A 24532-nucleotide genomic window follows, 5' to 3' on the forward strand; every position below is an offset into this window, starting at 1 on the left:
AGACGTCCGGCCCGGCCAGGAAGGCCGCGACCGCCTCCCCGGGCGCGCCGCCCTCGGCCGCCATGACGGAGGTCTTCGGGGGAGGCCGCCGGAGCCGTGGCACGTGTCCCGGCGGGTCCTGTGCTGCGGACGACCTCGTCCAGGCCCACCCGATTGTGGACGGGGCAGTCAAGAACAGATACGGTGGGCGCATGGCACGACCCCGGAGCTTTGACGAGGACCAGGTACTGCGCGCGGTCAGGGACCGGTTCTGGTCGACCGGCTACGCGGGCACCAGCGTCGACGACATCCTGCGCGACACCGGACTCGGCAAAGGCAGCCTCTACGGAGCCTTCGGCGACAAGCACCAGCTGTTCCTGCGCGCGTTCCGCGACTACTGCGACGGGCTCGTCAAGGCCATCGGCGACCGCCTGGAAGGCCCCGACGAGGGCGCACTGGAGCGCCTGGGCGGGCAGGTGCGGGACGTCGCCGCGGCCACCGCCTCCGACGTGGACCTGCGCGGGTGCCTGCTCGCCAACGGCACGGCCGAGCTCTCCGGCCGCGACCCCGAGGTCCAGGCGATCGCCCGGCGCACCTTCGCCGCGCTGGAGGAACTCTTCACCGCGTGCGTCGCGGCCGCCCAGCGCGCGGGCGACATCGACCCGGCCGCCGACCCCGCGCGCCTCGCCGCACTCCTCCTTGCCGTCATCCGCGGCATCGAGGCCCTCGGCAAGGGCGGCAGCGGCCCCGAGTCGCTCCACGCCGTCGCTGACACCGCGATGGCGCTGCTGCCCCGCCCGTAGGTGCGGGGCGGACCGCGCTCCGGAATCAAAGCTTCCGCCTGATGGGCGGCTGTTGTACGGTGTGCCGGATCGCCCGTGCGGCACTTCCCGGCCCGCTCCCGGCCGCGGCCGATGCCGCCCGCTCCCGAACGGCGGGCGTTCGTACCTTCCGGCACGGTATGTGCCGGGGCGTTGCCAGGGCCGCACGACGACGTGGGCCCGGCCCGGTGGGGTGATCCCGGCCGGACGTGTGCCTCACCGGCGGGCGACGCACCACATCGACGATGCGGATCGGCCGGTCCGTGCTGCCTCCCACCGGCATCCCGGCGCGCCTGCACGATTGGGGACGGCATGAGTCACAACCCGCTGGAGACCGACGCGGCCGACGTGGCCGAAATGGGCGGCCTGGTGGCCGCGCGGATCGCGCAGTTCGTGGCCGGGATCCCCGACCGTCCCGTGGACAACGTGTCCACTCCCGAGGAGACCGCCGACCTGGTGCGGGCGTTCCTCGCGCCGCCCCCGGAGACGGGCGGAGAGCTCAAACCGCTGCTGGACCGGCTCGACGAGGCGACGGCGTGCGCTGTGGAGACCACAGGACCCGGCTTCCTCGCCGCCGTCCCCGGCGGGGGGCTGTACAGCTCCGCACTCGGGGAGTTCTGGGCTCGCGCCACCAACCGCTACGGCAGTCTCGCCGTCGCCGCGCCCGCCTTGGCCGCGCTCGAGGAGAGCACCGTGCAGTGGATGGCACGCGACGTGTGCGGACTGCCCGAGGGCAGCGGCGGCCTGCTGACCACCGGCGGCTCCATGGCCAACTTCTCGGCGCTGGTCGCCGCCCGCCACGACAGACTCGGCGAGGACATCGGCGAGGGAACCGTCTACACGACCCCCCACGCACACCACTCGGTCGCGAAGGCCGCCCTGCTCGCGGGCATCAAGGCGCGCAACATCCGCAGCGTGCCCTGCGACGGGCGGCTCGGCATGGATGTGCCGGCGGCGGAAGCGATGGTGCGCGCCGACCGCGCGGCCGGACGGCGCCCCTTCCTCGTCGTCGGGTCGGCAGGCACCACCGACACCGGGACGATCGATCCCCTGGCCGCGATCGCCGACCTGGCGCGGCGGGAGGGCCTGTGGTTCCACGCCGACGCCGCCTACGGGGGGTTCTTCCGGCTCACCGAGCGCGGACGGGCCGCCCTCACCGGCCTGGAACGCGCCGACTCGGTCACCCTCGACCCGCACAAGGCGCTGTTCCTGCCCTTCGGGACCGGCGCCCTCGTCGTCCGCGATCCGCGGACGTTGCGGGCCGCCTTCTCGGGCACCGGCACCTATCTGCAGGACGTCGGCTCCTACGACGGCCTGCCCGACTACGCCGGCATGGGAGTCGAGCTCAGCCACGAGGTGCGCGGGTTGCGGCTCTGGCTCCCTCTGCACCTGCACGGCGTCGCCGCCTTCCGGGCCGCTCTGGACGAGAAGCTGGACCTGGCGCGGCACGTCCACGACCGCCTCTCCGCGATACCCGCCCTGGAGCTGCCGCTGCGGCCCGAGCTGAGCACCGTCGTGTTCCGGGTCCGGCCGCACGGCACCACGCGGGCCGCCGCCGAGCAGGCCGACCGCGCGACCCGGCGCCTGCTGGAGGGGGTCAACGCCGGCCGCCGCGTCCTGCTCCAGAGCACCGTGATCGACGGGCGGCAGACCATCCGCGTCTGCGTGGTGTCCTACCGCACCCACCGGGACCGGATCGACGAACTGCTCGACCTCGTCACGGCCGAGGCGGGGAGGGCGGCCTCCGAGGGCACCGGGCCGGGGTCGTGATTCCCGTACCGCGTGCGCCGGTCGGCCGTCCCCGCCCGTGCTACGGGATGCGGTCGGTGAGGTCCAGGACCGGAGGATCGGTCCGGAACGCCTCCGGGTACTTGGCCGCGGCGCCGGTGTTGAGCACCACGACCTCCTCGTCGCCCGACAGCCATCCCCGTTCCCGCAGGACGCGCACCGCCGACAGGGTCGCCGCGCCCTCGGGGCAGAGCAGGGCGCCGTCCGCGGCGGCGCACGCGTCGCGGTCGGCGAGCAGTTCCTCGTCGGTGACGGCGACGGCCTGGCCCTTGGTCTGGTACAGGGCGTCCAGCACCATGAAGTCGCCCAGCGCCTTGGGGACGGTGATGCCGAACGCGACCGTGCGCGCGTCCTGCCAGGGCTCGCTGGTCCGCTCGCCCTTCTCGAAGGCGCGCACGATGGGGGCGCAGCCGGTGGACTGGACGCTGACCAGGCGGGGCAGCGGGCCCTGGAGCCAGCCCAGCTCGCGCAGTTCGAGCAGGGCCTTGTGGATGCCGATGAGGCCGACACCGCCGCCGGTGGGGTAGACGATGACGTCGGGCGCGCGCCAGCCGAGCTGTTCGGCGATCTCCAGGCCCATCGTCTTCTTGCCCTCGATGCGGTACGGCTCCTTGAGCGTGGCCGCGTCCATCCACGTGCCGGGGTCGGCCGCGATCTTCTCCGCGACGAGCCGTCCCGCGTCGCCGATCAGCCCGTTCACCAGGTACAGGTCGGCGCCCGCGGCCGCGCACTCGGCCCGGGTGATGGCGGGGGCGTCCACGGGCATGGCGATCAGGGCGTCCAGACCGGCGCGGGCGGCGTAGGCGGCCCACGCCGCGCCGGCGTTGCCGTTGGTGGGCATGGCGATGCCGCGTGCTCCCAGCTCGCGGGCCCTGGCCACGCCGACCGCCGCGCCGCGGGCCTTGAAGCTGCCGGTGGGCACCAGTCCCTCGTCCTTCATCACCAGGCCCGGGACGCCGATGGCCTCGCCGTAGCGGGGCAGCGGCACCATCGGGGTCATGCCCTCGCCCAGGCTGACAACGTTTTCCGGCGCGCGGACGGGCAGCAGCTCGTGGTAGCGCCACAGCGAGGGCGGCCGCTCCGCGAGGTCCGCGGGGGTGAGCGAGGCGCGCAGCCGCTCCAGGTCGTAGCGGGCCAGCAGCGGCGAGCCGCAGGCGCAGAGGTTCTGCACCCGGTCGGCGTCGTGGCGGCGGCCGCACCGCGCGCACTCCAGATGCGTGAGCGTGCTGAAAGGCAAGGTCATCCTCCCTTCCTACCCCGGCGGGGCGGGCCGTGGGAACACCCGCCGGCCGGGCCGGGACGCCCGCCTCACCGGACCGCCACCGCACGACCGCCGGGCTGTCATCGGATCAATCGCGGAACATCCTTGAACGTCAGCCCCGTTGACAGTCAATCAGCTACGGCTCAATCATCAGACGTCCGATGAATCGAGTCGCCTTTGGGGGGCTGTTCATGGCCAGCTATCCACGACGCCAGGTGCTGGGAGCCGCGGCCGGTGCCGCCGCCCTGGCCGCCGTACCGCTCGCCGGCCCGGCCGGCGCCGCCGAGCCCGCGGCAGGGCTCGCGGGGGAGCGGGGGACGGGCCCCTGGGCCGCCGTCCCGGATCCGGTACCCGTTCCGCTCGACGCGCTCTTCGACAACGACGGCATCGACACCGCGGCCGCCGGCGGCGGCGACTTCGACGGTTCCGGCTACACCTTTCCCGGCGAGGAACTGCCCTCGGGCCGGATCGAGGTGGGCGGCATCCCCTTCCTGTTCCCGGCCGCCGGGGCGGGGACGTACAACAACGTGGTCGCCCGGGGCCAGCGCATCGACCTGCCCAGGGGCCGCTACCTGTCCGCCGTCTTCCTGACGTCCGGCAGCTACGGCAACGCCTCCGGCACGGCCATCGTGCACTACGCCGACGGCTCGACGACCACCGCGGGGCTCGGCGGCGCCGACTGGTACGCGACCGGCGGCCCGCTGTCGGCGCCGTACCGGTACACGCCCGGCGGCGGCACCGACGCGCACAGCGTCGGCATCCAGGTCGCGGAGGTGTGGATCGACCCGGGGCGCGAGGCCGTCGCCGTCTCCCTGCCCGACATCGGGCCCGCCGAGGAGGGCCGCACGGCCCTGCACGTCTTCGCCCTCTCCCTCCAGCCGCCGGCCGAGGGACGGGCGCTGCTGGTGCGGGACGCGCACTCCACGCACTCGCTCCTGGAGTCCTCCGGCGCGCAGAGCGTGGAGGCCACCGTCCTGAACGCCGGCACCGTCGCGGTCCTCGCCCGCGACGAGGTGTCCGTGACCGTGGACGTCCCCGGCGCCCGCACCGTCGAGCCCGTCCGCATCCGTCGCCTCGGCCCCGGCGAGCAGGCCCGGGTCCGCGTCGGGATCCGCAACCGCCCGGGAACCGCGCCCGGCACCCGGCAGGACGGCACTGTCACCGTCCGCGGCCGCGGCGCCCGCGCCGCCGCGGCCGGCGCCGCCCTGACCCTGGGTACCGCCGACTACGAGCCCACCGAGACCTCCCTCTCCGGCCACCAGGCGCCGTACTGGTTCCAGGACGCGAAGTTCGGCATCTTCATCCACTGGGGCGTGTACTCGGTGCCCGCCTGGTCGCCCGTGGGACAGCAGTACGCCGAGTGGTACTGGAACAGCATGCAGAACCCCGGCGACGCGGTGTACGCCTACCACCGGGCCACCTACGGCGAGGACTTCGCCTACGACGACTTCATCCCGATGTTCACCGCCGAGAAGTTCGACCCGCGGGCCTGGGTGGAACTCTTCCGGGACGCCGGGGCCCAGTACCACGTGCTCACCTCCAAGCACCACGAGGGATTCGCCCTGTGGGACAGCAAGGTGTCCGACCGCAATTCCGTGAAGCTGGGCCCGCGCCGCGACCTGGTCGGGGAACTCTTCGACGCCTCGCGGCGGTACGCCCCTGAACTCCGCCGCGGCCTGTACTTCTCGATGCCGGAGTGGTTCAACCCGGACAGCCCCTGGATGGGCCACGCCCCGCGCAATCCGTACACCCTGGAGTCCGTGCCGTACACCGGCTACACGGCCGGCAAGGACTTCGTGAAGGACTACCAGGCCCCGCAGATGCTGGAGCTGATCCACGGCTACGACCCGCACGTGCTGTGGTGCGACATCGGCGGCTCCAACGACAGCGTCCATGTGCTGGCCGAGTACTTCAACCACGCCAAGAACCGGCACCGGCCCGTCGACGTGACCGTCAACGACCGCTCGGGCATCGGGTTCCACGACTACACCACGCCCGAGTACACCACCTACGACAGCACCGTCGTCGCCAAGTGGGAGGCCAGCCGCGGACTGGACCCGCGCAGCTACGGGTGGAACCGGGCGACCCCGGACGACGCCTACATGACCGCCGAGGAGGTCGTGCGCAGCCTCGTCGACATCGTGTCCAAGAACGGCAACTTCCTCCTGGACATCGGCCCGCGCGCCGACGGCACCATCCCGGAGATCATGCAGCGGCGGCTGCGGGAGACCGGCCGCTGGCTGCGCACCAACGGCGAGGCGATCTACGACACGACGTACTGGTCGCTCATGGCGGAGCTCGGCGACGACCTGCGCTTCACCGTCCGCCCGAACCGGGCCTTCTACATCCACAGCATGGTCCGCCCGGGCGCCCGGCTCACCGTCGGGGCGCCGGTGCCCGTCCGCGCGGGCGACACCGTGACGATGCTCGGCCACGACCGGCCCCTGCACTGGACGGTACGGAACGGGGCACTGGTGATCGACGTCCCCGAGGCCGCCCGCAGGGCCGGGGAGCACGTGTGGGTCTTCAAGGTGGACTGGCAGGACTGAGCCCCGGCGGCCGGCCCCGCGCCCTCCCCTGCGGGGCGCGGGGCCGGCCGCTGTCTCAGGCCGCCTCGGGCAGCGGCTGCCAGTTCCAGTTGGGGCGTTCGTAGGCGACCTGGAACCCGAGCCGGACCATGTTGTGCAGGGAGGGGTTGCGGGTGCCGGGGGTCTCCGCACCGGTCTCGGCCACCAGAAAGCGGCAGCCGAGGTCCCGTGCGGCCCGGGCCCGGGCGGCCAGGAGGGCGGTCTGCCCGCCGCGGTTGCGCGCGTGCGGGAGCATCGCGCCGGCGAAGAACTGGGCCGTCTCCCCGTGGACGTGCATCGTCCCCGTGCCCACGATCTCCCCGTCCAGCCAGGCGGCGAACGGGTGCCATCCCGGCTGGGCGGCCGAGTACGCGGACAGCTGGGCGTAGTGCTCCTCGGGCATGCCGAACGCGCGCACCAGCACCGACCCCCACCCGGCCGCGTGGCCCGCCTCGACCGGGGCCACGGTGATCCCGTCGGGTGCCTTGTCCAGGGCGTCGGCGCGGGCGACGACGTCCTGCGCCGCGCCGACGAGCTTCACCCAGGACGAGCCCTCGGTGATGCCCTCGCTCGCGCAGACGGCCTCCCAGTCCCCGGGGAGGAACGCGGGGGCGATCTGGAGGACGGCCTGCGGGGTCCCCTCCGCCCGGTAGAAGTCGCACACCTCGCGGATCAGCTCGGGCGTCACGGGGCCGGTGACCCCGAACCCCAGGGCCTTGCTCCAGAAGCGGGTGGGGTCGTTGCGCATCGACAGCACGACTCCGCCGCCGATCCGCGCGGCGTTCATACCCAGGGCGGTGCGCAGGTGCTCGGGGGCGCCGGTCTCGAACCGGAACAGCGCCTCGGCCTCGGACTGCTCGGCGACCGACGGGGGGACCAGGGTGTTCATGGGGCAACCGGCTCTTTCGGGGGGTCTGTGTCGTACGGGAAGGGGCGAACCGCTCGGGGCCCGGCGCCGCGCGGGCCGCGGCGGCGGACACCGGCAGGACGCGGCCGCCGTGGGGAAAGTTCGAACCGGCCCCTGTGATCCGGGCCACTCGTCCGGTTCCGGTGTGCCGCGTCCTCCCACCTTCGCCCACGGAGTCACACGCCGCCGCCCGCCTCGCCGGTCCGGGGGGCCACTCCTCAGGTCGGCGTCCACGCGGGGCGACATACGCCGGACGTGCCCGATGCCCCTGGTGGGGGAGGGCTGCGGTCCGGGGCGCGGTGCCGATCCCGCCTCCCGCTTCCCGGCCGTCCCGGCGTACGGCACACGGTGTGCCCCGCCGACGTGTCATCACCTGTCCGTCGGAAGCCCTCAACTCCGTTGTCCGTGGCTGATGTTGTGACGTGGTGCGGCGCGCCCGCGCGAGGACTCCGATCCGGAGCGTGACGCCGGGGCCAACGCCGGCTCCGCGTCCGGCGAACGCGAGATCTACGCGGGAAGAATTATTGTCATGGACACTTCCCAAGGTGCCGGAACTGGCGCTACTAAGTGGTAGTCAGTTCACCGCTCAGGGAGGTTCCGTGAGACCCACGAAGTCGTTGTCGGCCCTCGCCACCTTGATCATGGCCATGGTGTTCGGTCTGCTCCTGTCGAGTCCGGCACACGCCGCCGGACCTGCCTACGTCGCGCTCGGGGACTCGTACTCCTCGGGCAACGGCGCGGGCAACTACGACAGCGCCAGCGGTAGTTGCCACCGGAGTTTCAGCGCGTACCCGTACCTGTGGAAGAACGCCCACGCCCCGTCCTCGTTCGCCGACACCTCCTGCTCCGGCGCGGTGACCACGGACGTGACCAACAGCCAGCTCGGTCCGCTGAACGCCTCCACCGGGCTCGTCTCGATCACGATCGGCGGCAACGACGCCGGCTTCGCGGACGTCATGACCACCTGCGTGACCGGCTCCGACACCACCTGCGTCAACCGGGTCAACACGGCGGAGAACTACGCGCGTAACACCCTCCCGGCCCGCCTGGACGCCACGTACGACGCGATCCGCGCCAAGGCTCCCAACGCCAAGGTCGTCGTCCTGGGCTACCCGCGCGTCTACACCCTCAACGTCTTCTGCGTCGGCCTCTCCGACACCAAGCACCGCAAGATCGACGAGGCGGCGGACGTGCTCGACAGCGTCATCGCCGCCCGGGCGGCCGCCCACGGCTTCGTCTTCGGCGACGTCCGCAACACCTTCAACAACCACGAGCTCTGCTCCGGCGACGACTACCTGCACTCCCTCGTCATCTCGCCGAGCTGGGAATCCTACCACCCCACGGCCACCGGGCACTCGAGCGGCTACTACCCCGTCATGAACGCCATCAGCTGACACCCCCACCCGCACCGGCACCCGGCCGGGACCGTGCCCGCGGCCTTCCGCGGGCACGGTCCCGGCCGCACCGGCGCTCACGCGTCCGGTGCCGGGCCCCGGCCCCGGCCGTCAGGTGCCGATGCCGTGCCCGTCCTTGCGCCACGCCACGACCACGGAAGGACGGGGGATCCCCTTGCCGCCGTCCGGCCAGCGCGAGGAGGGGTTGCTGTAGGTGGAGCCGTCCGTCTCGCCCGGGTGCTGCACGGCGACCAGGACCCGCTGCTCCTGGATGATCGGGCCGCAGGTCTCGGCGCCCTTCGGCACGCTCAGGAACTGCCGCACCTGGCCCCGCTTGTCGCCCTGCACGGCGACGCCGTAGAGGGCGTCATGGGTGCCGAGGGTGCCGGGCGCGCCGTCGGTGGAGATCCACAGGTTGCCGTGCGGGTCGAAGGCCACGTTGTCGGGGCAGGAGATCGGGCTGACCTGGTCCTTGGGGAAGCCCGCGAAGTACGTGGACGGGTCGGAGGGGTCGCCGGCCACGAGGAAGAGCCGCCAGGCGAAGCGGTCGGCGGCCGGGTCGTCGAAGAACTCCGCCAGCTCCAGCACATGTCCGTGCCGGTTGTTGCTCCGGGGGTTGGCCTCGTCGGGACCGGGGGAACCGGCCCTGCCGCGGTTGGTGTTGTTGGTCAGGGCGACATAGACGCGACCGGTGCGCGGGCTCGGCTCCACGTCCTCGGGGCGGTCCATCTTCGTCGCGCCGGCCTTGTCCGCCGCGAGCCGGGTGAAGAGGTACACCTCCTCGGCGGTCATGCCCTCGACGAACGAGGTCGTGCCGCTCGCGAGCTTGATCCACTCGCCGGAGCCGTCGAACGCGCCGTCACCGGGCAGGGCGCCGGAGCCGTCGAGCTCCGCGGCCGGGCTGTCGCCGGTGAGCCGGGCGACGTACAGCGTGCCCTCGTCCAGCAGCGTCATGTTGTACTCGCGGACCGCGCGTCCGGAGCCGTGCCGCATCGGCTTGGCGGCAACGAACTTGTACATGTAGTCAAAGCGCTCGTCGTCGCCCATGTAGACGACCGGACGCCCGTCCTCGGTGAGACGCGGCTGGGCGGCCTCGTGCTTGAGGCGGCCGAGCGCGGTGTGCTTGCGCGGGGTGGAGTACGGGTCGAAGGGGTCGAGCTCCACGATCCAGCCGAAGCGGTTGATCTCGTTGGGCTCCTTGGCCAGGTCGAAGCGGTCGTCGTACCGCTCCCACTTGCGCTCGCTGGCCGTGCCGGTCACGCCGTAGCGCTGCAGCCGCGCCGCGGTCACGGGGTCGGTGACGGAGGCCGCGTTGGCGAAGTACTGGTTGAAGTTCTCCTCGCCGGACAGCACGGTGCCCCACGGGGTCGTACCGCCCGCGCAGTTGTTCAGTGTGCCGAGCACCTTCGTGCCGGTGGGGTCCGCCTTGGTGCGCAGCAGCGGGCTGCCGGCCGCGGGACCGGTCAGGCGGAACGGGGTCGTGGTGTGGACGCGCCGGTTCAGCTCGTGCCGGCTCACCGGGTACAGGCGGCCGGAGCGCCGGTCCTCCTCGACGACCACCACGCTGAGGCCGTGCGCGGCCCAGGCGATCTCGACCTGCTGCCGGGTCGGGGCCGCCGCGTCGTACCCGGCGAACATCAGGATCTCGTCGGTGTACTCGTGGTTGGCGACGAGCACGTGGCGGTGGCGCTCGCCGGGCAGCTCGAACAGGTGCAGGAAGTCGTTGTTGTAGCCGAACTGCGCCGCCTGCGCCGCGGCGGTCTGGCGCGCCGGGTCGAACGCCGGGGCGCCGCGCAGGATCGGGTCGCCCCAGCGGATAACGACGCTCTGCGCGTACCCCTCGGGGACGACCACGGCGTCGGTGGTGTTCGGCTTGACGGGCACGAAGCGCAGGCCCTTGGCCGCTTCACGGTCGACGCCGCCGCCGTGCGAGCCGCCGCGCAGCGCCTCGGGCACGGCGGCGGCCACGTCACCGCCGTTCGCCACGACCAGGCCGCCCGCGGCGGCGGCCAGTGTCACCACGGCCCCGGTGCGCAGCATCGTGCGCCGCGAGAGCGCGTCGGCCACGACGTCGCCGAGATAGGGGTTGTCGCTGGTGTTGGGGGCCTCGTGCGCACACGCGTTGCCGCACTTGTACTGGCAGGTCAGGGCCGATCTGCCGGCCGCGTGCCGGGTGAGCAGGGGAAGGAGTCTGTGGGGCCGCACGATGCCTCCATGGTCTTGTCCGGGTAATGGAAGTCCCATGGAAAGGTAAAGCGACGCCCCTTCGGGGTGGTGGCGGAGACATGAACCACGCATGAACCGGCGCGCGTTGACCCGTTTCACGGTGTCATCGCGCCCCGGGGCGCGGCGGACGACGGCCCGCCGCGCCGGAACGGCACCGGGTCAGCGGGTGGCCGCGTCCAGGAGCGCGCGGATGGTGTCCGCGGAGGCGGGCGTGGCCTCCGCGTGCGCGAAGTCGGCGGCGCCGCCCCCGTAGGGCGGGCCGTAGACCGGGGTGCCCGGCTGCGAGCGCCAGCTGTCGGCGAGAGTGCCGTAGGCGAGAGCGTCGTAGCCGAGCAGGTCGAGCAGCTCGGCGGCCTGCGCGACGGCGGCCGGGTCGTCACCCGCGACGGGCAGCGCGGTGCGGTCCGGCGAGCCCTTCGGCCGGGCGAGCACGGCCAGGTGGCGGAAGAAGATGTTGTTGAAGGCCTTCACCACGTGGGAGTCCGGCAGGTGCTGCTGGAGCAGCTGGCTGTCCGTGCTGCCGCCGTCCTTCAGCTCGGCGATCTCGCCGTCCCGCTGCGGGTAGTAGTTGCCGGTGTCGATGACCGTCTTCCCGGCCAGCGGTGCCACCGGGACCTGGCCGACGGCCTTGACGGGGATGGTGACGACCACCCAGTCGCCTGCGGCGGCCGCCTCCTCCGGCGTCGCCGCGCGCGCCCGCGGGCCGAGCCCGGACACCAGGTCCGCGAGCGTCTCCGGCCCCCGGGAATTGCTGAGGACCACGTCCAGCCCGGCGTCCGTCGCGAGCCGCGCCAGAGTGCCGCCGATAGAGCCGCTGCCGATGAGTCCAAGAGTTGCCATGGTGTGACCTCGTTCTGAGATGTCCGTTGCACCGGTTCCTGGTCCAACGATCGGCTCCGGCGGCTTTCTTCCGCCGCTCCGACGCGCGCCCCGGCCCCGGGCGCCGGGACGCGCCCCCCGCGAAGAGGCCGCCGGCCGGCACTGCGATCATGCCCGGGTGCGTGGACTCGACGAACTGACCGATGTGGACGATCCGGTGTGGCCGCATCTGCGGGAGGCGTTCGCCGCCGCCACCGTGCCGCTGGAGGTGCTTCCCGCCGACGACGCAGAGGGACGCCGCTGCCTGCTCCAGATGCAGGTCACCGCGCGCTCCACGCTCGGCGGGCTGACGCTCCGCACCGGGGGACTGCTCGTGGACGGCGGATGGCTGCGGGTGTTCGGCGGCGGCACGGGGCCCGGGAGCGACGGCCTGCCGAGCCTCGGCCGGGTCAACGACTTCCCCGCCGCCTTCGACCCGGCGTGGCACCCCGCGACCGGTCTCGTCGTCGGCCATGACGTGCTGGGCGGGGTGTTCGCGCTCAACGGCCACGACCCCGCGGCCGGGGGCCGCCCGGGCGTCCCGGGGCAGATGAGCTGGTTCGCGCCGGACACGCTGGAGTGGGAGGCCCTGGACATGGGCCACTCCGGGTGGATCTCCTGGCTGCTCGCCGGCGGCCTCCAGCCCTTCTACGAGGAGCTGCGGTGGCCCGGCTGGCGCGAGGAGACCGCGGCCCTGTCCCCTTCGCAGGGGATCAGCGTGTACCCGTTCCTCTGGTCGAAGGAGGCGCACGCCGATCCCGCCGCGACCAGCCGGCGTCCCGTGCCGATGCGCGAGGTCCTCGGCGTGGCAAGGGACTTCGCCCGCCGGACGGGCCCGGCCGACCCGGGGTTCCTCGGCACGGTGTAGCGGCGCGGCCGTGCGCGGCACCGCGGTGCGCGGGGCCGCCGGCCGTCAGGACGGCTCCGCTTCCGTCGCCGGTGGCCGGGGCCACCCGTGTGACCTGCCCCGTTTCAGCACCGGAGCGCCGCCGCCGGGGCGCGTGGCCCTCCTATCGTGTGAGGCCACAGCGGCGGTGCGGCGACGGGACGGACGTGACGGAACCGATCGACTACACGGCGGTGTTCCGGTCCTTCCCCGGGCCGGCGGCGCTGCTCTCCCCCCAGCTGGTCTACGTCGACGCGAACGAGGAGTTCCTGCGCACCTGGGGCCACAGCCGCGCCGAGATCATCGGGCGGCCGCTGTGCGACGACATCGGCGGCCTCCCCGACGAGCTCGCCGTACGGGTCCTGCGCAATGTCGAGGCGTCACTGCGCCGGGTGGCCACGACCGGGCGGCGCGAGACGATGGCGCTCCAGCGGTACGCCGTGGGTGATCCCCGGCGGACGGGGACGCGGGACGAGCGCTACGTCAGCGTGGTCAACCTACCCGTCCTCGACCCCGACGGGCAGGTGGTGCTTCTGCTGCACCGGGTGGAGGAGGTCACCGAGTTCATCCGGGCCCGCGAGGTCGCGCTGAGCCTCCAGGAGGCGATGCTGCCCGGCCTGCGTCCGGCCGGCCGCCACCCGGTGGCGGTGCGCTACCTGCCCGCGGTGGACGCGCTGAACGTGTGCGGCGACTGGTACGACGTGGTCGACCGGCCGGGCGACTCCATCGCGGTGTCCGTGGGCGACGTCGTGGGCCACGGCCTGCCCGCGGCCGGGATCATGGGGGAGCTGCGGAGCGCGCTCTGCGCCGCCACCCGGGTCCTGGACGGTCCCGCGAAGGCCCTGGAGGTGCTCGGGCTGCACGCCCGGTCGATCGACGGCGCCGAGAACACCACCGCGGCCTGCACCTTCGTCGACTGGTCCGCCCGCACCATCACCTACAGCAGGGCCGGTCACCCGCCGCCCGCGCTCCGGCGGCCGGACGGCGCCGTCGAGTTCCTGGACCGTGTCACCGACCCACCGCTCGCCGCCTCGCCGGAGCACGTCCTGCGCCACCAGGCCACGGTGCCCTTCACCGGGGGAGCCGTGCTCGTCCTCTACACCGACGGGCTGATCGAGCGCCGCCACGAGGACATCGACACCGGCCTGGCCCGCCTTGCGGGATCCCTCGCCCGGTACGACGCGGCCGACCCCGAGGCGCTCGCCGACGCCCTGCTCGCCGACCTCGCCCCGCCGGGCGGCCTGACCGACGACACGGCCCTCGTCGTCGTACGGCTGTGACGGTGCCGCGGCAGCCCCCGAAGGCCACTTGCCCTTCCGGAATTCTCTGACTACGGTCAGAGAATGGAGCGAGGACAGATCGACGGCGTGCGCAGGTTCCACCGCGCCGTCACACAGCGGGTCGGCGCCCTCAACGACGCGTACCTGTCGCGGGACCGGTCGCTCGGGCTGTCGCGGCTGCTGTGGGAGGTCGAGCCGGACGGGTCGGAGGTCCGCGTACTCCGCTCGCGGCTGGGCCTGGACTCGGGATACCTGAGCCGGCAACTGCGGCGGCTGGAGTCGGACGGCCTGGTGACCACGGACCCGGACGCGGACGACGGGCGCGTGCGGAAGGTACGTCTGACCCGGGCCGGCGCCGCCGAGCGGGGGGTGCTGGACCGCGCGTCCGACGAACTGGCGGAGTCGATCCTCGTGCCGCTGACCGACGGCCAGCGCGGCCGCCTGGTGGCGGCGATGGCGGAGGTCGAACGGCTGCTGCTGGCCTCTCAGGTGCGGATCGAGATCACCGATCCGCGCACCCCCGACGCCCGTTACTGCCTGCGCTCCTACTTCGAGGAACTGGGCCGGCGCTTCGACACCGGGTTCGACCCGGCCCGCTCGCTCTCCGCCGGCGACGAGGAGATGACGCTGCCCGACGGCCTGCTCCTGGTGGCGAGCGCGCAGGGCTCCCCCGTGGGGTGCGGGGCGCTCAAACTGCGCGCCGGGACGCGGATCGCGGAGGTGAAGCGGATGTGGACCTCGCCGGACGTCCGCGGGCTCGGCCTCGGCCGCCGCATCCTGGAGCGCCTCGCGGACGAGGCGGCCGCCCGCGGGATGCGCACCCTGCGACTGGAGACCAACCGCACGCTCGGCGAGGCCAGGCGCCTCTACGAGACCGCGGGATTCACCGAGACCGAGGCCTTCAACTCCGAGCCGTACGCCCACCACTGGTTCGAGCGGACCCTGCCCGAGGGGTCCCGGGGCGCGCACTGAGCCGCGAGCGCCTCGAAGACTCCGGCGTCGCGGCACTGGCGCAAGCGGTGTGGACGGTCGACCAGGCACCGGACTCCTGCGGCATCTCACGCCACGGCCCCGCCGTCCCGAACCGCCGGATCACGCCCTCGAACGGCTGCCGCAGCCGCGCGGGACACGGGCCGTACGCGCGATCGGCGGAAACGGCTCGACGAACTCCCGCTCCGCATCCGTCAGTTGCGCTTTGTCGGATCGCGGGCAGAGCGTCACGGCCCGCTTCCGCCCCGGCTGTCCTGCGATCGGGGGCGGGCGTCGGCGTCGCTGCCTGTCGGCGGGTCGACGGCCGCAGCGGGCTGCTGCCCGCCGGCAGGGGCGAGGGAGGCCAGCAGTTGGAGCTTCTCGACGGCGTCGCTGCCCTGGTCCGGGTAGTAGAGCACGAGCAGCAGGTCTCCGACGGCGACCTTCTCGCGGTTGAGGTGCAGTTCGCCCACGACCGGATGGTTGACGGTGCTGGTGCAGCCGAGCGCTTTGATGTCGTGCCGTGCCCACAGGGTGCGGAAGCGGTTGCTGGCCCGGGACAGTTCGCCGACGAGTTCGACTGAGCGCTGGTCGGCGACGCTGTCGTCCACCGAACGGCGAAACGCCGCGACGGAGTCGACGACCGCCGCCTCCCAGTCGTGCTGGAAGTGGCGTTCCTCGGGGTCGAGCAGCAGGGAGCGCAGCCGGTTCTCGCCGGGCCGGAGCCGCGGCGACAGGGCCGTCGCGAGCTGGTTGGCGGCCAGGACGTCGAAGTGCCGGTCCTCGACGAACGCCGGCACGTGCACGGCCGCCAACAGATGGTGCAACCGGGCGGGCGGCTGCGGCGCGCGCTGCTTGCGGCGGGCCGGCGGGCGGGGCCCGTTGAGCCCGAGCAGGTACTCGGTTTCCAGGTCGTCGAGGTAGAGGACACGGGCGATGGCCTGGAGCACCTGCGGGGAGGGGTTGTGATCCCTGCCGCGCTCCAGCCGCAGGTAGTAGTCGGCGCTGATACCGGCAAGCATCGCGACCTCCTCGCGGCGAAGCCCCGGGACGCGCCGGTTGGCGCCACCGGGGATGCCGGCCTGCTGCGGCGTGACCAGGTCACGGCGGGCGTGCAGGTACTCGCCCAGCCGGTTCGCGTCGTCTTGAGGCATACCTACCACCGTAGCCGCGGCCGACGGTCGCAGACGGGGTCCTGGCACACCCCGGATCAGCAGGGCCTTTCCGGTTCCGAAGCATGCGAGCGAGCCTGGTTGCGGAAGCAGGTGGTCGTCGGACGACTACCGAACGTCACAGGGAGGTTCTGGTGAAGCTCACCAATCGCACAGTGCTCATTGTCGGTGGCACCTCTGGCATCGGGCTCGGACTCGCGCACCGGTTCGCGAAGGACGGCAACACGGTCGTCGTCGGCGGGCGCAGGCCCGAGCCGCAGCAGGACGGCCTGCGGTCCGTTCGGATCGACGTCACCGACCCCACCTCGGTCCTGCGGGCCCGCGACGAAGTGCTCGCCGCGCACCCCGACCTCGACGTCGTCGTCACGATGTCCGGAGTCCTCCTCACCGAAGACCTGCGCGACCCCGCGCACATCACCGACGCCGAGAACATGGTCGCCACGAACCTGCTCGGTACGATCCGGATGATCGACGCCTTCACGCCGCACCTGATCAGCCGCGGCGCCGGAACGATCATCACCGTGAGCTCGGGAATCGCGTTCCTGCCCTTCCCGCTCATGGCCACCTACGGTGCCACGAAGGCCGCGGTCCACTCCTACACCGAGTCACTGCGGGCGCACCTGGCCGGGACCGGCGTGGAGGTGGCCGAGCTCGTGCCGCCGGCCGTCGCGACCCCGGCGATGGCGAAGCTCAACCCGGCGGCCGTGCCCGTCGACGAATACCTCGACGAGGTGATGGAGCTGCTGGCCGTGCAGCCCACGACCCGCGAGATCGTTGCCGAGGCCGCGCTGCCGCTGCGCTGGGCCGAACGGGACGGCACCTACGCCGAGCTCCTGGAGCGCCGCTCCGCGCCGCTGAACAACCTGCCCGGCCGCTGATCGGCCCGGTTGTACCTGCACGTCGATTCGCCGAACGCCCTCCGGCGGGGCGTCGGCCGGTCCGGCCCGGACGCGGTTCGCGCGATCGCCGGGGTCTACCGGAAGTGGGGCCTCGACCACCCCGGCCGGTACGCCGCCGGCATCCGTGCCCCGCGCCCCGAGGACGAGGAAAACCAGGCCGCGACCTACGAAGCGGTGCGGATCCTGTTCAACGCGCTCATCAACGGCATGCGGGCCGAGGCCGGCATCGGCGGGCCCGACACGGCGCCGCACCGTCCCGGGGCGGGACCATGACCCAGGCCGCCGACTCCCCGAACCGCACCAACGCCGCCTCCGGGCCGCGGTTCCTGACCGAACTGATCGGACTTCCGGCCGTCGTCGGAGCACCCGGCGACCGCCCCTTCGACCCGCCGGTGGCGATCCCCGGAGCAGCGATGCTCCTGCTCGTGCTGCTCGAAGCGGCCGCCGCAGCGGTGGCGCCGTGGTTCGCTCGGCCCACGTGGGCGGCGGTCGTCGCAACCGCGCCGGCCGCGACGTCGGTCGTGCTCGAACAGCCGCGCCGGCGTCGGCTGTTGCGCCACTGGATCATGACTCGATACGCACCCTAGGCCACCCGCAGGTCGTCGATCGCGTCCTGGTCCCAGTCGATGCCGATGCCGGGGGTCTCGGACGGCACCACGCAGCCGTCCTCGACGGTCAGCGGCGTGCGCGTGATCGCGTCGAGCTGCGGGATGTGCTCGACCCACCTCCCCGCGGGCACCGCGCACGCCAGGCCGGCGTGCAGTTCCATCAGGAAGTGCGGGGCGACCTGGACGTTGAAGGCCTCCGCGGTGTGCGCGGTCTTGAGCCACGGGGTGATGCCGCCGACGCGGGCGACGTCGACCTGGACGATGCCCGCGGCGCCCGCCGCCAGGTACTCCGCGAAACGGCCGACGCTGTAGAGGGACTCGCCGACGGCGACGGGGATCGACGTCGAGGCCGCGAGGCGGACATGGCCGGCGAGGTCGTCGGCGGGGAGGGGCTCCTCGAACCAGGCGATGTCGTACGGTTCGTACGCGCGCGCCCGGCGGACGGCCTCGGCGCCCGTCATCGACTGGTTGGCGTCCACCATCAGCACCCAGTCGGGCCCGACGGCCGCGCGGACCGCGGCGAGTCGTTCCGCGTCCTCGCCGGCGGTGGGCTTGCCGACCTTGACCTTGGCCCCGCGCAGGCCGCGCTCCTTGGCCCGGAGGGCGGCGCTCGCCAGTTCGTCCGGGGTCAGGTGGAGCCAGCCGCCCTCGGTGTCGTACAGCGGCAGCCGCTCGTGCGCGCCGCCCGCGAGCCGCCACAGGGGTTCGCCGGCGCGCAGGCAGCGCAGGTCCCACAGGGCGGTGTCCACGGCGGCCAGGGCGAGCGAGGTGATGGCGCCGACCGAGGTGGCCCGGGTGACCGACAGCAGCCGCTGCCACAGCGCCTCGACGGTTCGGGCGTCGGCCCCGATCAGCTGTTCGGCCAGGTGGTCGCGGAGCAGGGCGAGCACCGAACTGCCGCCGGTGCCGATGGTGTAGGCGTAGCCGGTGCCGGTCAGGCCGTCGTCCGTGGTGAGGGAGACCAGGATCGTCTCCTGGCGGACGAAGGTCTGCAGGGCGTCGGTGCGCAGGACCTCCGGTTCGAGGAAGACCATCCTGCACTCGACGTGTCTGATCCTGGTCATGGTGACGGCCACGTGCCTTTCGGGGTCGCGGAGGGGGTCACTTCGAGGGGGCGAACACCCGCTGCGCGGCGACCGCCGCGCCCCCGCGGGCCCATTCCTCGAAGGGCAGCGGGCGGACCTCGATGGCGCAGTCGGCGGCGGCGCCGAACGCGTGGGCGGCGAAGGTCTGCCGGAGCTGGTCGGCGAACAGGTCGTACGAGGCCACCCCCTCACCGGAGATGATGATGCGCTCCGGGCCGATGAGGTTGGCGACCGACGCCATGGCCAGGCCCATCACCTGCCCGGCGCGGGAGAACACGGCGCGGACCGCGGTGTCGTCCGCGTGCGCGAGGCGGACCGCCTCCTCCATGGTCAGCGTGGGGTTGCCCGTGGCGCGGCGGGCCTGCTCGGTGATGGCGTGCGTCGAGGCGACGGTCTCCACGCAGCCGGTGTTGCCGCAGGTGCACGTGCGGTCGGTGCCGCCCACGGGCAGGTGTCCGACCTCGCCGGACACCCCGTGCGCCCCCGACACCACCCGGCCGCCGATGGACAGCCCGCAGCCGATGCCGGCGCCCACCGTGACCAGGGCGAAGGACGACAGCCCGACACCGGCGCCGAACCACTGCTCGGCGACGGTCAGGGCCCGTACGTCGTTCTCGATCACCGTGGGGATGCCGGTGGCGGTCTCCACGAGCTGCGCCAGCGGGACGCGGCGCCAGTTGAGGAACGGCGAGAAGTGCACGATGCCGGTCTGGCCGTCCACGTCCCCGGAGATGGTGACCCCGACGCTGTGGATGGCACCGTCCTCCTCCGCCCCGGCGGCGGTGCGGAGCTGGGTGATGAGGCGGGCGATGGCCAGCACCACGGTTCCGACGTCGCGGGAGTCGAGGCCGGCGCGCCGCGAGGCCAGCGGCTGGGCGGTCAGGTCGGTCACCACGCCGATGAGTTCGTCGCCGGTCACCTTGACGCCGACGAAGCGGGCGCGTTCCGCGTGGACGGCGATCAGCGTCGGCGGGCGGCCGTGGGCCCGTTCACCGGACGGCCGGCCGAGTTCGGTGATCCAGCCGTCGGCCAGCAGGGGAGTGGCGGCCTTGGTGACGGCCCCGCCCGACAGCCCCGTACGCCGTCCGATCTCGGCCCGGGTGAGGGGGCCGTACGCGAGGAGTGTCTGGAAGACCAGGACAGCGGCGGGGGGCTGGTCGGCGAGGCTCATGGCCGGGACCATACCTTTCCAACGGAAAGTAAGAAAGAGGTGCGACGCACCCCAGTGATCCCATCTTTTCCGTGACCTGCTGGGGAGTTGCCCGGCAAGTTCGGCTGATCGCCGGTCCTGGCGGGTCAAGACATCGGATTTCTCCGCACGAATATGTTGACGCTGGAAGGAAACCCTGGCTACATTCGCCGCACTCCTCGTCGGTGCGGACGAGACGGTCCTCATGGGGGAGGAGTGCGATCGGGCCCCGGTCGCAGCACTTCCGGCCTCGGTGGCGTTCCGGGACGACCGCCACCGAGGAAGGCTCCGGGGCACGGCTGCCTCCCTGCCGTGCCCCGACCGCACCACCGTCGATACCCCAGCGGACGCCCCAGCGCCGGCCCCGGTCGCGCGCCGCCGCGTCCTGCCGTACCCCGTCGCGCCGAAATGGAGTACCCCCATGGCTCGTTCAGCTGTACGCGCACGTCTGAGACGGCTCAGGCCCCGGACGCGCAGCGGCATGCGCAGGGCCTTCTTCCTCCCCGCCCTCGCGGTGGGCGCCCTCGCGGCGCCCCTCGTCGTGCCGGCCGTCGCCGCCCCGGCCACCGCCCCCGCCACGGCCGTCGCGCAGACCGCCGGAACGAAGACCGCCCCGGTGCTCGCCGCCAAGCCCTACATGGGCTGGAGCAGCTGGAGCCTGGAGTCCACCAACTTCCCCGGCTACGGCGGCTCCTGGCTCACCGAGTCGCACGTCCTCCAGCAGGCGGACATCCTGGCCTCGAAGCTGAAGTCGCACGGCTACGAGTACGTCAACGTGGACGCGGGCTGGAACGTCAACCCGAACACGCAGAAGAACGTCGTCGACGAGTACGCCCGGCCGGCCGCGGACCCCGTCAAGTTCCCGCACGGCATGAAGTACCTCGGCGACAAACTGCACGCCAAGGGCCTGAAGTTCGGCGTCTACATGGCGGTCGGCCTCTACATCGACGCGTACAACGACGGCAAGAGCCCCATCCTGGACGCGCCGGGCTGCACCACCAAGGACATCGTCTACCCCGACCTGCGCAAGACCAGCGGCTGGGACAACGTCTCCTACCAGCTGAACTTCGCCAGCCCGTGCACCACCAAGTACATCGACTCCATCGCGCAGGAGTACGCCGACTGGGGCGTGGACTTCCTCAAGATCGACGGTGTCGGCCCGGGCTCCAACCAGGGCGACGAGGCGCACAACAACGTCCCCGACATCCAGGCCTGGCACAGCGCCCTGGAGAAGACCGGCCGCCCCATCCAGTTCATCCTGTCCTGGTCGCTCAGCCACGACAAGGCCGACGTCTGGAAGCAGAACTCCAACGGCTGGCGCATCGACACCGACGTCGAGTGCTACTGCGACACCCTGGTGACCTGGAACAACTCCGTCAAGCAGCGGTGGAACGACGTCGTCCCGTGGATCGACGACGCCGGACCGGGCCACTGGAACAACCTCGACTCCCTCGACGTCGGCGCTGGCCCTCTGGACGGACTCAACGAGGTCGAGCGGCAGAGCCACATGACGCTGTGGGCCATCGAGAGCGCCCCGCTGTACATCGGCGACGACCTCACCCACCTCGACCCCTACGGCCTGTCGCTGCTCACCAACGACGAGGTCATCGCGGTCGACCAGGCCGGCAACCCGGCCCGGCCCGTCAGCCAGAAGACCCCCGAGCAGGTCTGGTACGCCCGCAACGCCGACGGCAGCTACACCGTGGCGCTGTTCAACCTCGGCAAGGGCTACGCCGACGTCACCGCCGACTGGAGCGAGCTGGGCATCAGCGGCAAGCCCGCGGTCCGCGACCTGTGGAGCCACAAGAACCTCGGCAAGAGCGCCGGCGGCTTCACCGACAACCTGCCCCCGCACGGCTCCCGCCTGCTGCGCGTCACCCCGGACGCCGTCACCGGCAAGCCGGGTGTGCCGCTGGCCGTGCACGCCACCGCCTCCACCGCCTCCAGCGTCTCGCTGGCCTGGCAGCCGGTGAACACCGGTACCGCCACGACCGGTTACGACGTTTACGCCGGCGGCACCAAGGTCGCCTCGACCAGCGGCACCGCCACCACCGTGACCGGTCTCCAGGCCGCCACGGGCTACTCGTTCACCGTCGTCGCCCACGACTCCCGCGGCCGCCAGTCCGCGGCGGGCAAGGCCGTCCCGGTCACCACCCCGGCCGCCGGCGGCCCCGTCGCGTACGAGGCCGAGGCGTCCGGCAACACACTCACCGGCAACGCGAGCGTCAACGACTGCCAGGCCTGCTCCGGCGGCAAGAAGGTCGGCAACCTCGGCGGCGGCAACGGCTCGGTGGCGGTCAACAACGTCGCGGCGCCGAAGGACGGCACCTACCTGATGAAGCTCGACTACACCGACGGCTCCTCCGGCCGCACGGTCGTCGTCACCGTCAACGGGACCGCGTTCCAGCTCCCGCTGCCCGGCGGCAACGACAACGAGTGGGGCCGGCCGCGGACCGTCACCGTGCCCGTCGAGCTGAAGGCCGGCGCCAACACGATCGGCTTCGGCAACCCGTCCGACTACGTGTCCGACATCGACCGGATCACCCTCTGACCCGCGGCGGAACCCGCACCGAACCGCTGAGCCGCTGAGCCGCTGAAGCAATGAAGCACTGAGCGGAAGCACCACAGAACCACCCGTTCGACCGACGTACGAAAAGGAGAGTGCCGTGGTGGTCACATCGCAGGGCAACCACACGACGCCGGTGACACCGCCGTCCGGCGCAGCCGGCGCGGAGGCCACCACGGCCGCCTCATCCAGCGGGAAATCCGCGATCACCCCAGGGAAGAACAGCGGCAGGACCAAGCGCCCGGCCGCCACCAGGTCGGTGGCGGCCCGGCGCAAGGACCTGCCGGTCGCCCTGCTGCTCATCCTGCCCTCGGTGGTCGGCTTCGCGATCTTCTACGCGTATCCGACCCTCCGCGGGATCTACCTCGGCTTCACCGACTTCCACGTCCTCACCCCGCCGAACTGGGTCGGACTGGCCAACTTCCGCGAGATGTTCGGCGACGACGTCTTCTGGCACTCGCTGCTCGTCACCGTCTATTTCGTGGTGCTGTCCGTCGTCGCCGGCACGCTGATATCCCTGGTGACGGCGGTGATCCTGCACCGCGTCACCAGTTCCTCGGCGCTGCGCGGCATGATCCTCATGCCGTTCCTGATCTCCAACGTGATCGCCGCGCTGGTCTGGCAGTGGATGCTCGACCCGCACCTCGGCGTCATCAACATCGTGCTCGACCACGTCATCGGCCACTCGATCCTCTTCCTCGGCAGCGGCCCGTGGGCGATCCCCTCCCTCGCCGCGATCAGCGTGTGGAAGTGGATGGGGTACTACTCCCTGCTGATCTTCGCCGGTCTCCAGACCATCCCGCCCACCATCTACGAGGCCGGCCGGGTCGACGGCGCGAGCGAGTTCCAGATGTTCCGGCGCCTGACCGTGCCGCTGCTGCGGCCGATCCTGGTGATGGTGGTCGTCCTGACGGTGATCAACGCCTTCCAGGTCTTCGACATCGTCGCGGTCACCACCAAGGGCGGACCGGCCAACGCCTCGAACGTGCTCCAGATGTACATCTACGACAAGGCCTTCCGGCAGTTCGACTTCGGCTACGCCGCGACGATGTCGCTGGCGCTGTTCGTCCTGCTCATCACGGTCACCTTCACCCAGTTGCGGCTCGCCCGGGCCGACGAATCCGACCTGAACTGACGGAGGCCCTGATGACGCTCGCCCTCGCGCCCCGCACGAAGTCCGTACGGCGCCCCCGCACCCGCAAGGCCGGCCCCGGCCGGATCCTGGCCTGGACCTACCTCGGGATCGTCTCCCTGGCCACGGTCTTCCCCTTCTACTGGATCCTGCGCACCGCGCTGTCCAACAACTACCAGCTGGCCACCGACCCCTCCTCGCCGCTGCCCGTCGGCTTCACCCTCGGTGCGTTCAAGCGGGCGCTCGGGCTGGCCTCCCTCGCCGAGGCCCAGGCCCAGGGCGGCTCCGGCGCCTCCCTGGACATCGCGCTCTACCTGCGCAACTCCCTGATCTACGCCTCCGTGCAGACCGCGCTCATCGTGCTGTTCTCCGCCTGCGCGGCCTACGCGTTCTCCCGCCTGCACTGGCGCGGCCGGAACCTGGTGTTCTCGATCCTCATCAGCGCGCTGATGGTGCCGAGCGTCTTCACCCTGCTGCCGAACTTCGTCTTCATCAAGGACCTCGGCCTCACCAACACCTTCGCGGGGCTCATCCTGCCCGGCGGGCTGTTCCAGGCCTTCACGCTGTTCTTCCTGCGGCAGTTCATGCTCGGCCTCAGCAGCGAGATCGAGGAGGCGGCCATCATCGACGGCGCCGGACCGCTGCGGATCCTGGTGCGGATCGTGCTGCCGATGTCGGCGGCGCCGATCGCCACCGTGTCGCTGCTGATGTTCGTCAACGCCTGGAACGACTACATGTGGCCGCTGCTGGTCACCAACGACGCGAGCGTGCAGCCGCTGACCCTTGCCCTGGGCGTGTTCAAGCAGTCCTCGCCGCAGGCCGCCCCCGACTGGGCCGGGCTGATGGCCGCCGCCCTCATCGCGGCGCTGCCGATGCTGCTGCTCTTCGTCGCCTTCGGCAAGCGGATCGTCAACTCCATCGGCTTCTCCGGCCTCAAGTAACCGC

At 72.3% G+C, this 24532-nt stretch carries 20 protein-coding genes; 13 read left to right on the forward strand and 7 right to left on the reverse strand.

Going from position 1 to position 24532, the window contains the following annotated elements; all coding sequences use genetic code 11:
- The first annotated feature begins 191 nt into the window (after positions 1–191).
- Both ACIP9H_RS32755 and ACIP9H_RS32760 read left to right on the forward strand, forming a co-directional pair.
- Positions 192–782, forward strand: coding sequence for a TetR/AcrR family transcriptional regulator (locus ACIP9H_RS32755; protein WP_401583572.1), 591 nt, complete (start codon positions 192–194; stop codon positions 780–782).
- A gap of 330 nt (positions 783–1112) precedes the next feature.
- Complete coding sequence (locus tag ACIP9H_RS32760) at positions 1113–2570, forward strand: pyridoxal phosphate-dependent decarboxylase family protein (RefSeq protein WP_401583571.1); 1458 nt, start codon at positions 1113–1115, stop codon at positions 2568–2570.
- 40 nt (positions 2571–2610) lie between these two features.
- On the opposite strand, the gene ACIP9H_RS32765 is transcribed toward ACIP9H_RS32760, so the two are convergent.
- Positions 2611–3831 carry a threonine synthase gene (locus ACIP9H_RS32765; protein WP_401583569.1) on the reverse strand — a complete coding sequence of 407 codons (1221 nt, stop codon included), beginning with the start codon at positions 3829–3831 and terminating at the stop codon, positions 2611–2613.
- Positions 3832–4040: 209 nt separating this feature from the next.
- On the opposite strand from ACIP9H_RS32765, the gene ACIP9H_RS32770 reads away from it, so the two are divergent.
- Positions 4041–6398: an alpha-L-fucosidase gene (locus tag ACIP9H_RS32770; protein WP_401962439.1), complete on the forward strand. Its 2358-nt coding sequence runs from the start codon at positions 4041–4043 to the stop codon at positions 6396–6398.
- Positions 6399–6453: 55 nt separating this feature from the next.
- Here ACIP9H_RS32770 and ACIP9H_RS32775 read toward each other — a convergent pair whose 3' ends face one another.
- Positions 6454–7305: a GNAT family N-acetyltransferase gene (locus tag ACIP9H_RS32775; RefSeq protein WP_401583565.1), complete on the reverse strand. Its 852-nt coding sequence runs from the start codon at positions 7303–7305 to the stop codon at positions 6454–6456.
- A 659-nt stretch (positions 7306–7964) separates the two neighbouring features.
- On the opposite strand from ACIP9H_RS32775, the gene ACIP9H_RS32780 reads away from it, so the two are divergent.
- The gene (locus ACIP9H_RS32780) at positions 7965–8717 is read left to right on the forward strand and encodes an SGNH/GDSL hydrolase family protein (RefSeq protein ID WP_401583822.1); all 753 of its coding nucleotides are present in this window, start codon (positions 7965–7967) and stop codon (positions 8715–8717) included.
- A gap of 111 nt (positions 8718–8828) precedes the next feature.
- Here ACIP9H_RS32780 and ACIP9H_RS32785 read toward each other — a convergent pair whose 3' ends face one another.
- Positions 8829–10922 (reverse strand): PhoX family protein, encoded by a 2094-nt coding sequence (locus ACIP9H_RS32785; protein WP_401583563.1) that lies wholly within the window; start codon positions 10920–10922, stop codon positions 8829–8831.
- Between the two features lie 180 nt (positions 10923–11102).
- Positions 11103–11783: an NADPH-dependent F420 reductase gene (locus tag ACIP9H_RS32790; RefSeq protein WP_401583561.1), complete on the reverse strand. Its 681-nt coding sequence runs from the start codon at positions 11781–11783 to the stop codon at positions 11103–11105.
- A gap of 157 nt (positions 11784–11940) precedes the next feature.
- Between ACIP9H_RS32790 and ACIP9H_RS32795 the strand changes: the two genes are divergently transcribed.
- From ACIP9H_RS32795 to ACIP9H_RS32805, 3 genes are all read left to right on the forward strand, one after another.
- The gene (locus ACIP9H_RS32795; protein ID WP_401583559.1) at positions 11941–12669 is read left to right on the forward strand and encodes a DUF2625 family protein; all 729 of its coding nucleotides are present in this window, start codon (positions 11941–11943) and stop codon (positions 12667–12669) included.
- Between the two features lie 185 nt (positions 12670–12854).
- On the forward strand, positions 12855–13967 hold the full coding sequence (locus ACIP9H_RS32800; RefSeq protein ID WP_401583558.1) for a PP2C family protein-serine/threonine phosphatase: 1113 nt from the start codon (positions 12855–12857) through the stop codon (positions 13965–13967).
- A 63-nt stretch (positions 13968–14030) separates the two neighbouring features.
- The gene (locus tag ACIP9H_RS32805) at positions 14031–14939 is read left to right on the forward strand and encodes a GNAT family N-acetyltransferase (protein ID WP_401583556.1); all 909 of its coding nucleotides are present in this window, start codon (positions 14031–14033) and stop codon (positions 14937–14939) included.
- Between the two features lie 245 nt (positions 14940–15184).
- Here the strand turns inward: ACIP9H_RS32805 and ACIP9H_RS32810 are convergent, their stop codons facing one another.
- A complete protein-coding gene (locus ACIP9H_RS32810) occupies positions 15185–16090 on the reverse strand; it encodes a helix-turn-helix domain-containing protein (protein WP_401583554.1) in 906 nt (301 codons plus the stop codon).
- A gap of 152 nt (positions 16091–16242) precedes the next feature.
- Between ACIP9H_RS32810 and ACIP9H_RS32815 the strand changes: the two genes are divergently transcribed.
- From ACIP9H_RS32815 to ACIP9H_RS32825, 3 genes are read left to right on the forward strand one after another with little or no spacing between them, the layout of a single operon-like run.
- On the forward strand, positions 16243–16986 hold the full coding sequence (locus ACIP9H_RS32815; protein ID WP_401962442.1) for an SDR family oxidoreductase: 744 nt from the start codon (positions 16243–16245) through the stop codon (positions 16984–16986).
- A 9-nt stretch (positions 16987–16995) separates the two neighbouring features.
- Positions 16996–17280 (forward strand): TetR-like C-terminal domain-containing protein, encoded by a 285-nt coding sequence (locus ACIP9H_RS32820; protein WP_401962445.1) that lies wholly within the window; start codon positions 16996–16998, stop codon positions 17278–17280.
- Complete coding sequence (locus tag ACIP9H_RS32825; protein ID WP_401962447.1) at positions 17277–17594, forward strand: hypothetical protein; 318 nt, start codon at positions 17277–17279, stop codon at positions 17592–17594. Before ACIP9H_RS32820 ends, ACIP9H_RS32825 begins: the two co-directional genes overlap by 4 nt.
- Here ACIP9H_RS32825 and ACIP9H_RS32830 read toward each other — a convergent pair.
- Positions 17591–18679 carry a mandelate racemase/muconate lactonizing enzyme family protein gene (locus ACIP9H_RS32830; protein ID WP_401962449.1) on the reverse strand — a complete coding sequence of 363 codons (1089 nt, stop codon included), beginning with the start codon at positions 18677–18679 and terminating at the stop codon, positions 17591–17593. The two genes, ACIP9H_RS32825 and ACIP9H_RS32830, sit on opposite strands and share 4 nt — an antisense overlap.
- Before the next feature lie 37 nt (positions 18680–18716).
- A complete protein-coding gene (locus ACIP9H_RS32835; protein WP_401583548.1) occupies positions 18717–19871 on the reverse strand; it encodes an ROK family protein in 1155 nt (384 codons plus the stop codon).
- Between the two features lie 439 nt (positions 19872–20310).
- Between ACIP9H_RS32835 and ACIP9H_RS32840 the strand changes: the two genes are divergently transcribed.
- The 3 genes from ACIP9H_RS32840 (at position 20311) to ACIP9H_RS32850 (ending at position 24528) form a co-directional block, all read left to right on the forward strand.
- Positions 20311–22440, forward strand: a complete 2130-nt coding sequence (locus tag ACIP9H_RS32840) for a fibronectin type III domain-containing protein (protein WP_401962451.1) — start codon at positions 20311–20313, stop codon at positions 22438–22440.
- A 115-nt stretch (positions 22441–22555) separates the two neighbouring features.
- A complete protein-coding gene (locus tag ACIP9H_RS32845) occupies positions 22556–23590 on the forward strand; it encodes a carbohydrate ABC transporter permease (protein ID WP_401583545.1) in 1035 nt (344 codons plus the stop codon).
- An 11-nt stretch (positions 23591–23601) separates the two neighbouring features.
- Positions 23602–24528 (forward strand): carbohydrate ABC transporter permease, encoded by a 927-nt coding sequence (locus ACIP9H_RS32850; RefSeq protein WP_401583544.1) that lies wholly within the window; start codon positions 23602–23604, stop codon positions 24526–24528.
- Positions 24529–24532: the final 4 nt, after the last annotated feature.

Source organism: Streptomyces sp. NPDC088732, from assembly GCF_044751205.1.
Lineage (GTDB): Bacteria > Actinomycetota > Actinomycetes > Streptomycetales > Streptomycetaceae > Actinacidiphila.

Coding starts and splice junctions, on each gene's coding strand:
- ACIP9H_RS32790 (WP_401583561.1), bottom strand. CDS start 11,783: ATGGCAACTCTTGGACTCATCGGCAGCGGCTCTATCGGCGGCACTCTG.
- ACIP9H_RS32810 (WP_401583554.1), bottom strand. CDS start 16,090: ATGCCTCAAGACGACGCGAACCGGCTGGGCGAGTACCTGCACGCCCGC.
- ACIP9H_RS32755 (WP_401583572.1), top strand. CDS start 192: ATGGCACGACCCCGGAGCTTTGACGAGGACCAGGTACTGCGCGCGGTC.
- ACIP9H_RS32850 (WP_401583544.1), top strand. CDS start 23,602: ATGACGCTCGCCCTCGCGCCCCGCACGAAGTCCGTACGGCGCCCCCGC.
- ACIP9H_RS32775 (WP_401583565.1), bottom strand. CDS start 7,305: ATGAACACCCTGGTCCCCCCGTCGGTCGCCGAGCAGTCCGAGGCCGAG.
- ACIP9H_RS32780 (WP_401583822.1), top strand. CDS start 7,965: ATGGCCATGGTGTTCGGTCTGCTCCTGTCGAGTCCGGCACACGCCGCC.
- ACIP9H_RS32760 (WP_401583571.1), top strand. CDS start 1,113: ATGAGTCACAACCCGCTGGAGACCGACGCGGCCGACGTGGCCGAAATG.
- ACIP9H_RS32840 (WP_401962451.1), top strand. CDS start 20,311: ATGGCTCGTTCAGCTGTACGCGCACGTCTGAGACGGCTCAGGCCCCGG.
- ACIP9H_RS32835 (WP_401583548.1), bottom strand. CDS start 19,871: ATGAGCCTCGCCGACCAGCCCCCCGCCGCTGTCCTGGTCTTCCAGACA.
- ACIP9H_RS32830 (WP_401962449.1), bottom strand. CDS start 18,679: ATGACCAGGATCAGACACGTCGAGTGCAGGATGGTCTTCCTCGAACCG.
- ACIP9H_RS32765 (WP_401583569.1), bottom strand. CDS start 3,831: ATGACCTTGCCTTTCAGCACGCTCACGCATCTGGAGTGCGCGCGGTGC.
- ACIP9H_RS32825 (WP_401962447.1), top strand. CDS start 17,277: ATGACCCAGGCCGCCGACTCCCCGAACCGCACCAACGCCGCCTCCGGG.
- ACIP9H_RS32805 (WP_401583556.1), top strand. CDS start 14,031: ATGGAGCGAGGACAGATCGACGGCGTGCGCAGGTTCCACCGCGCCGTC.
- ACIP9H_RS32770 (WP_401962439.1), top strand. CDS start 4,041: ATGGCCAGCTATCCACGACGCCAGGTGCTGGGAGCCGCGGCCGGTGCC.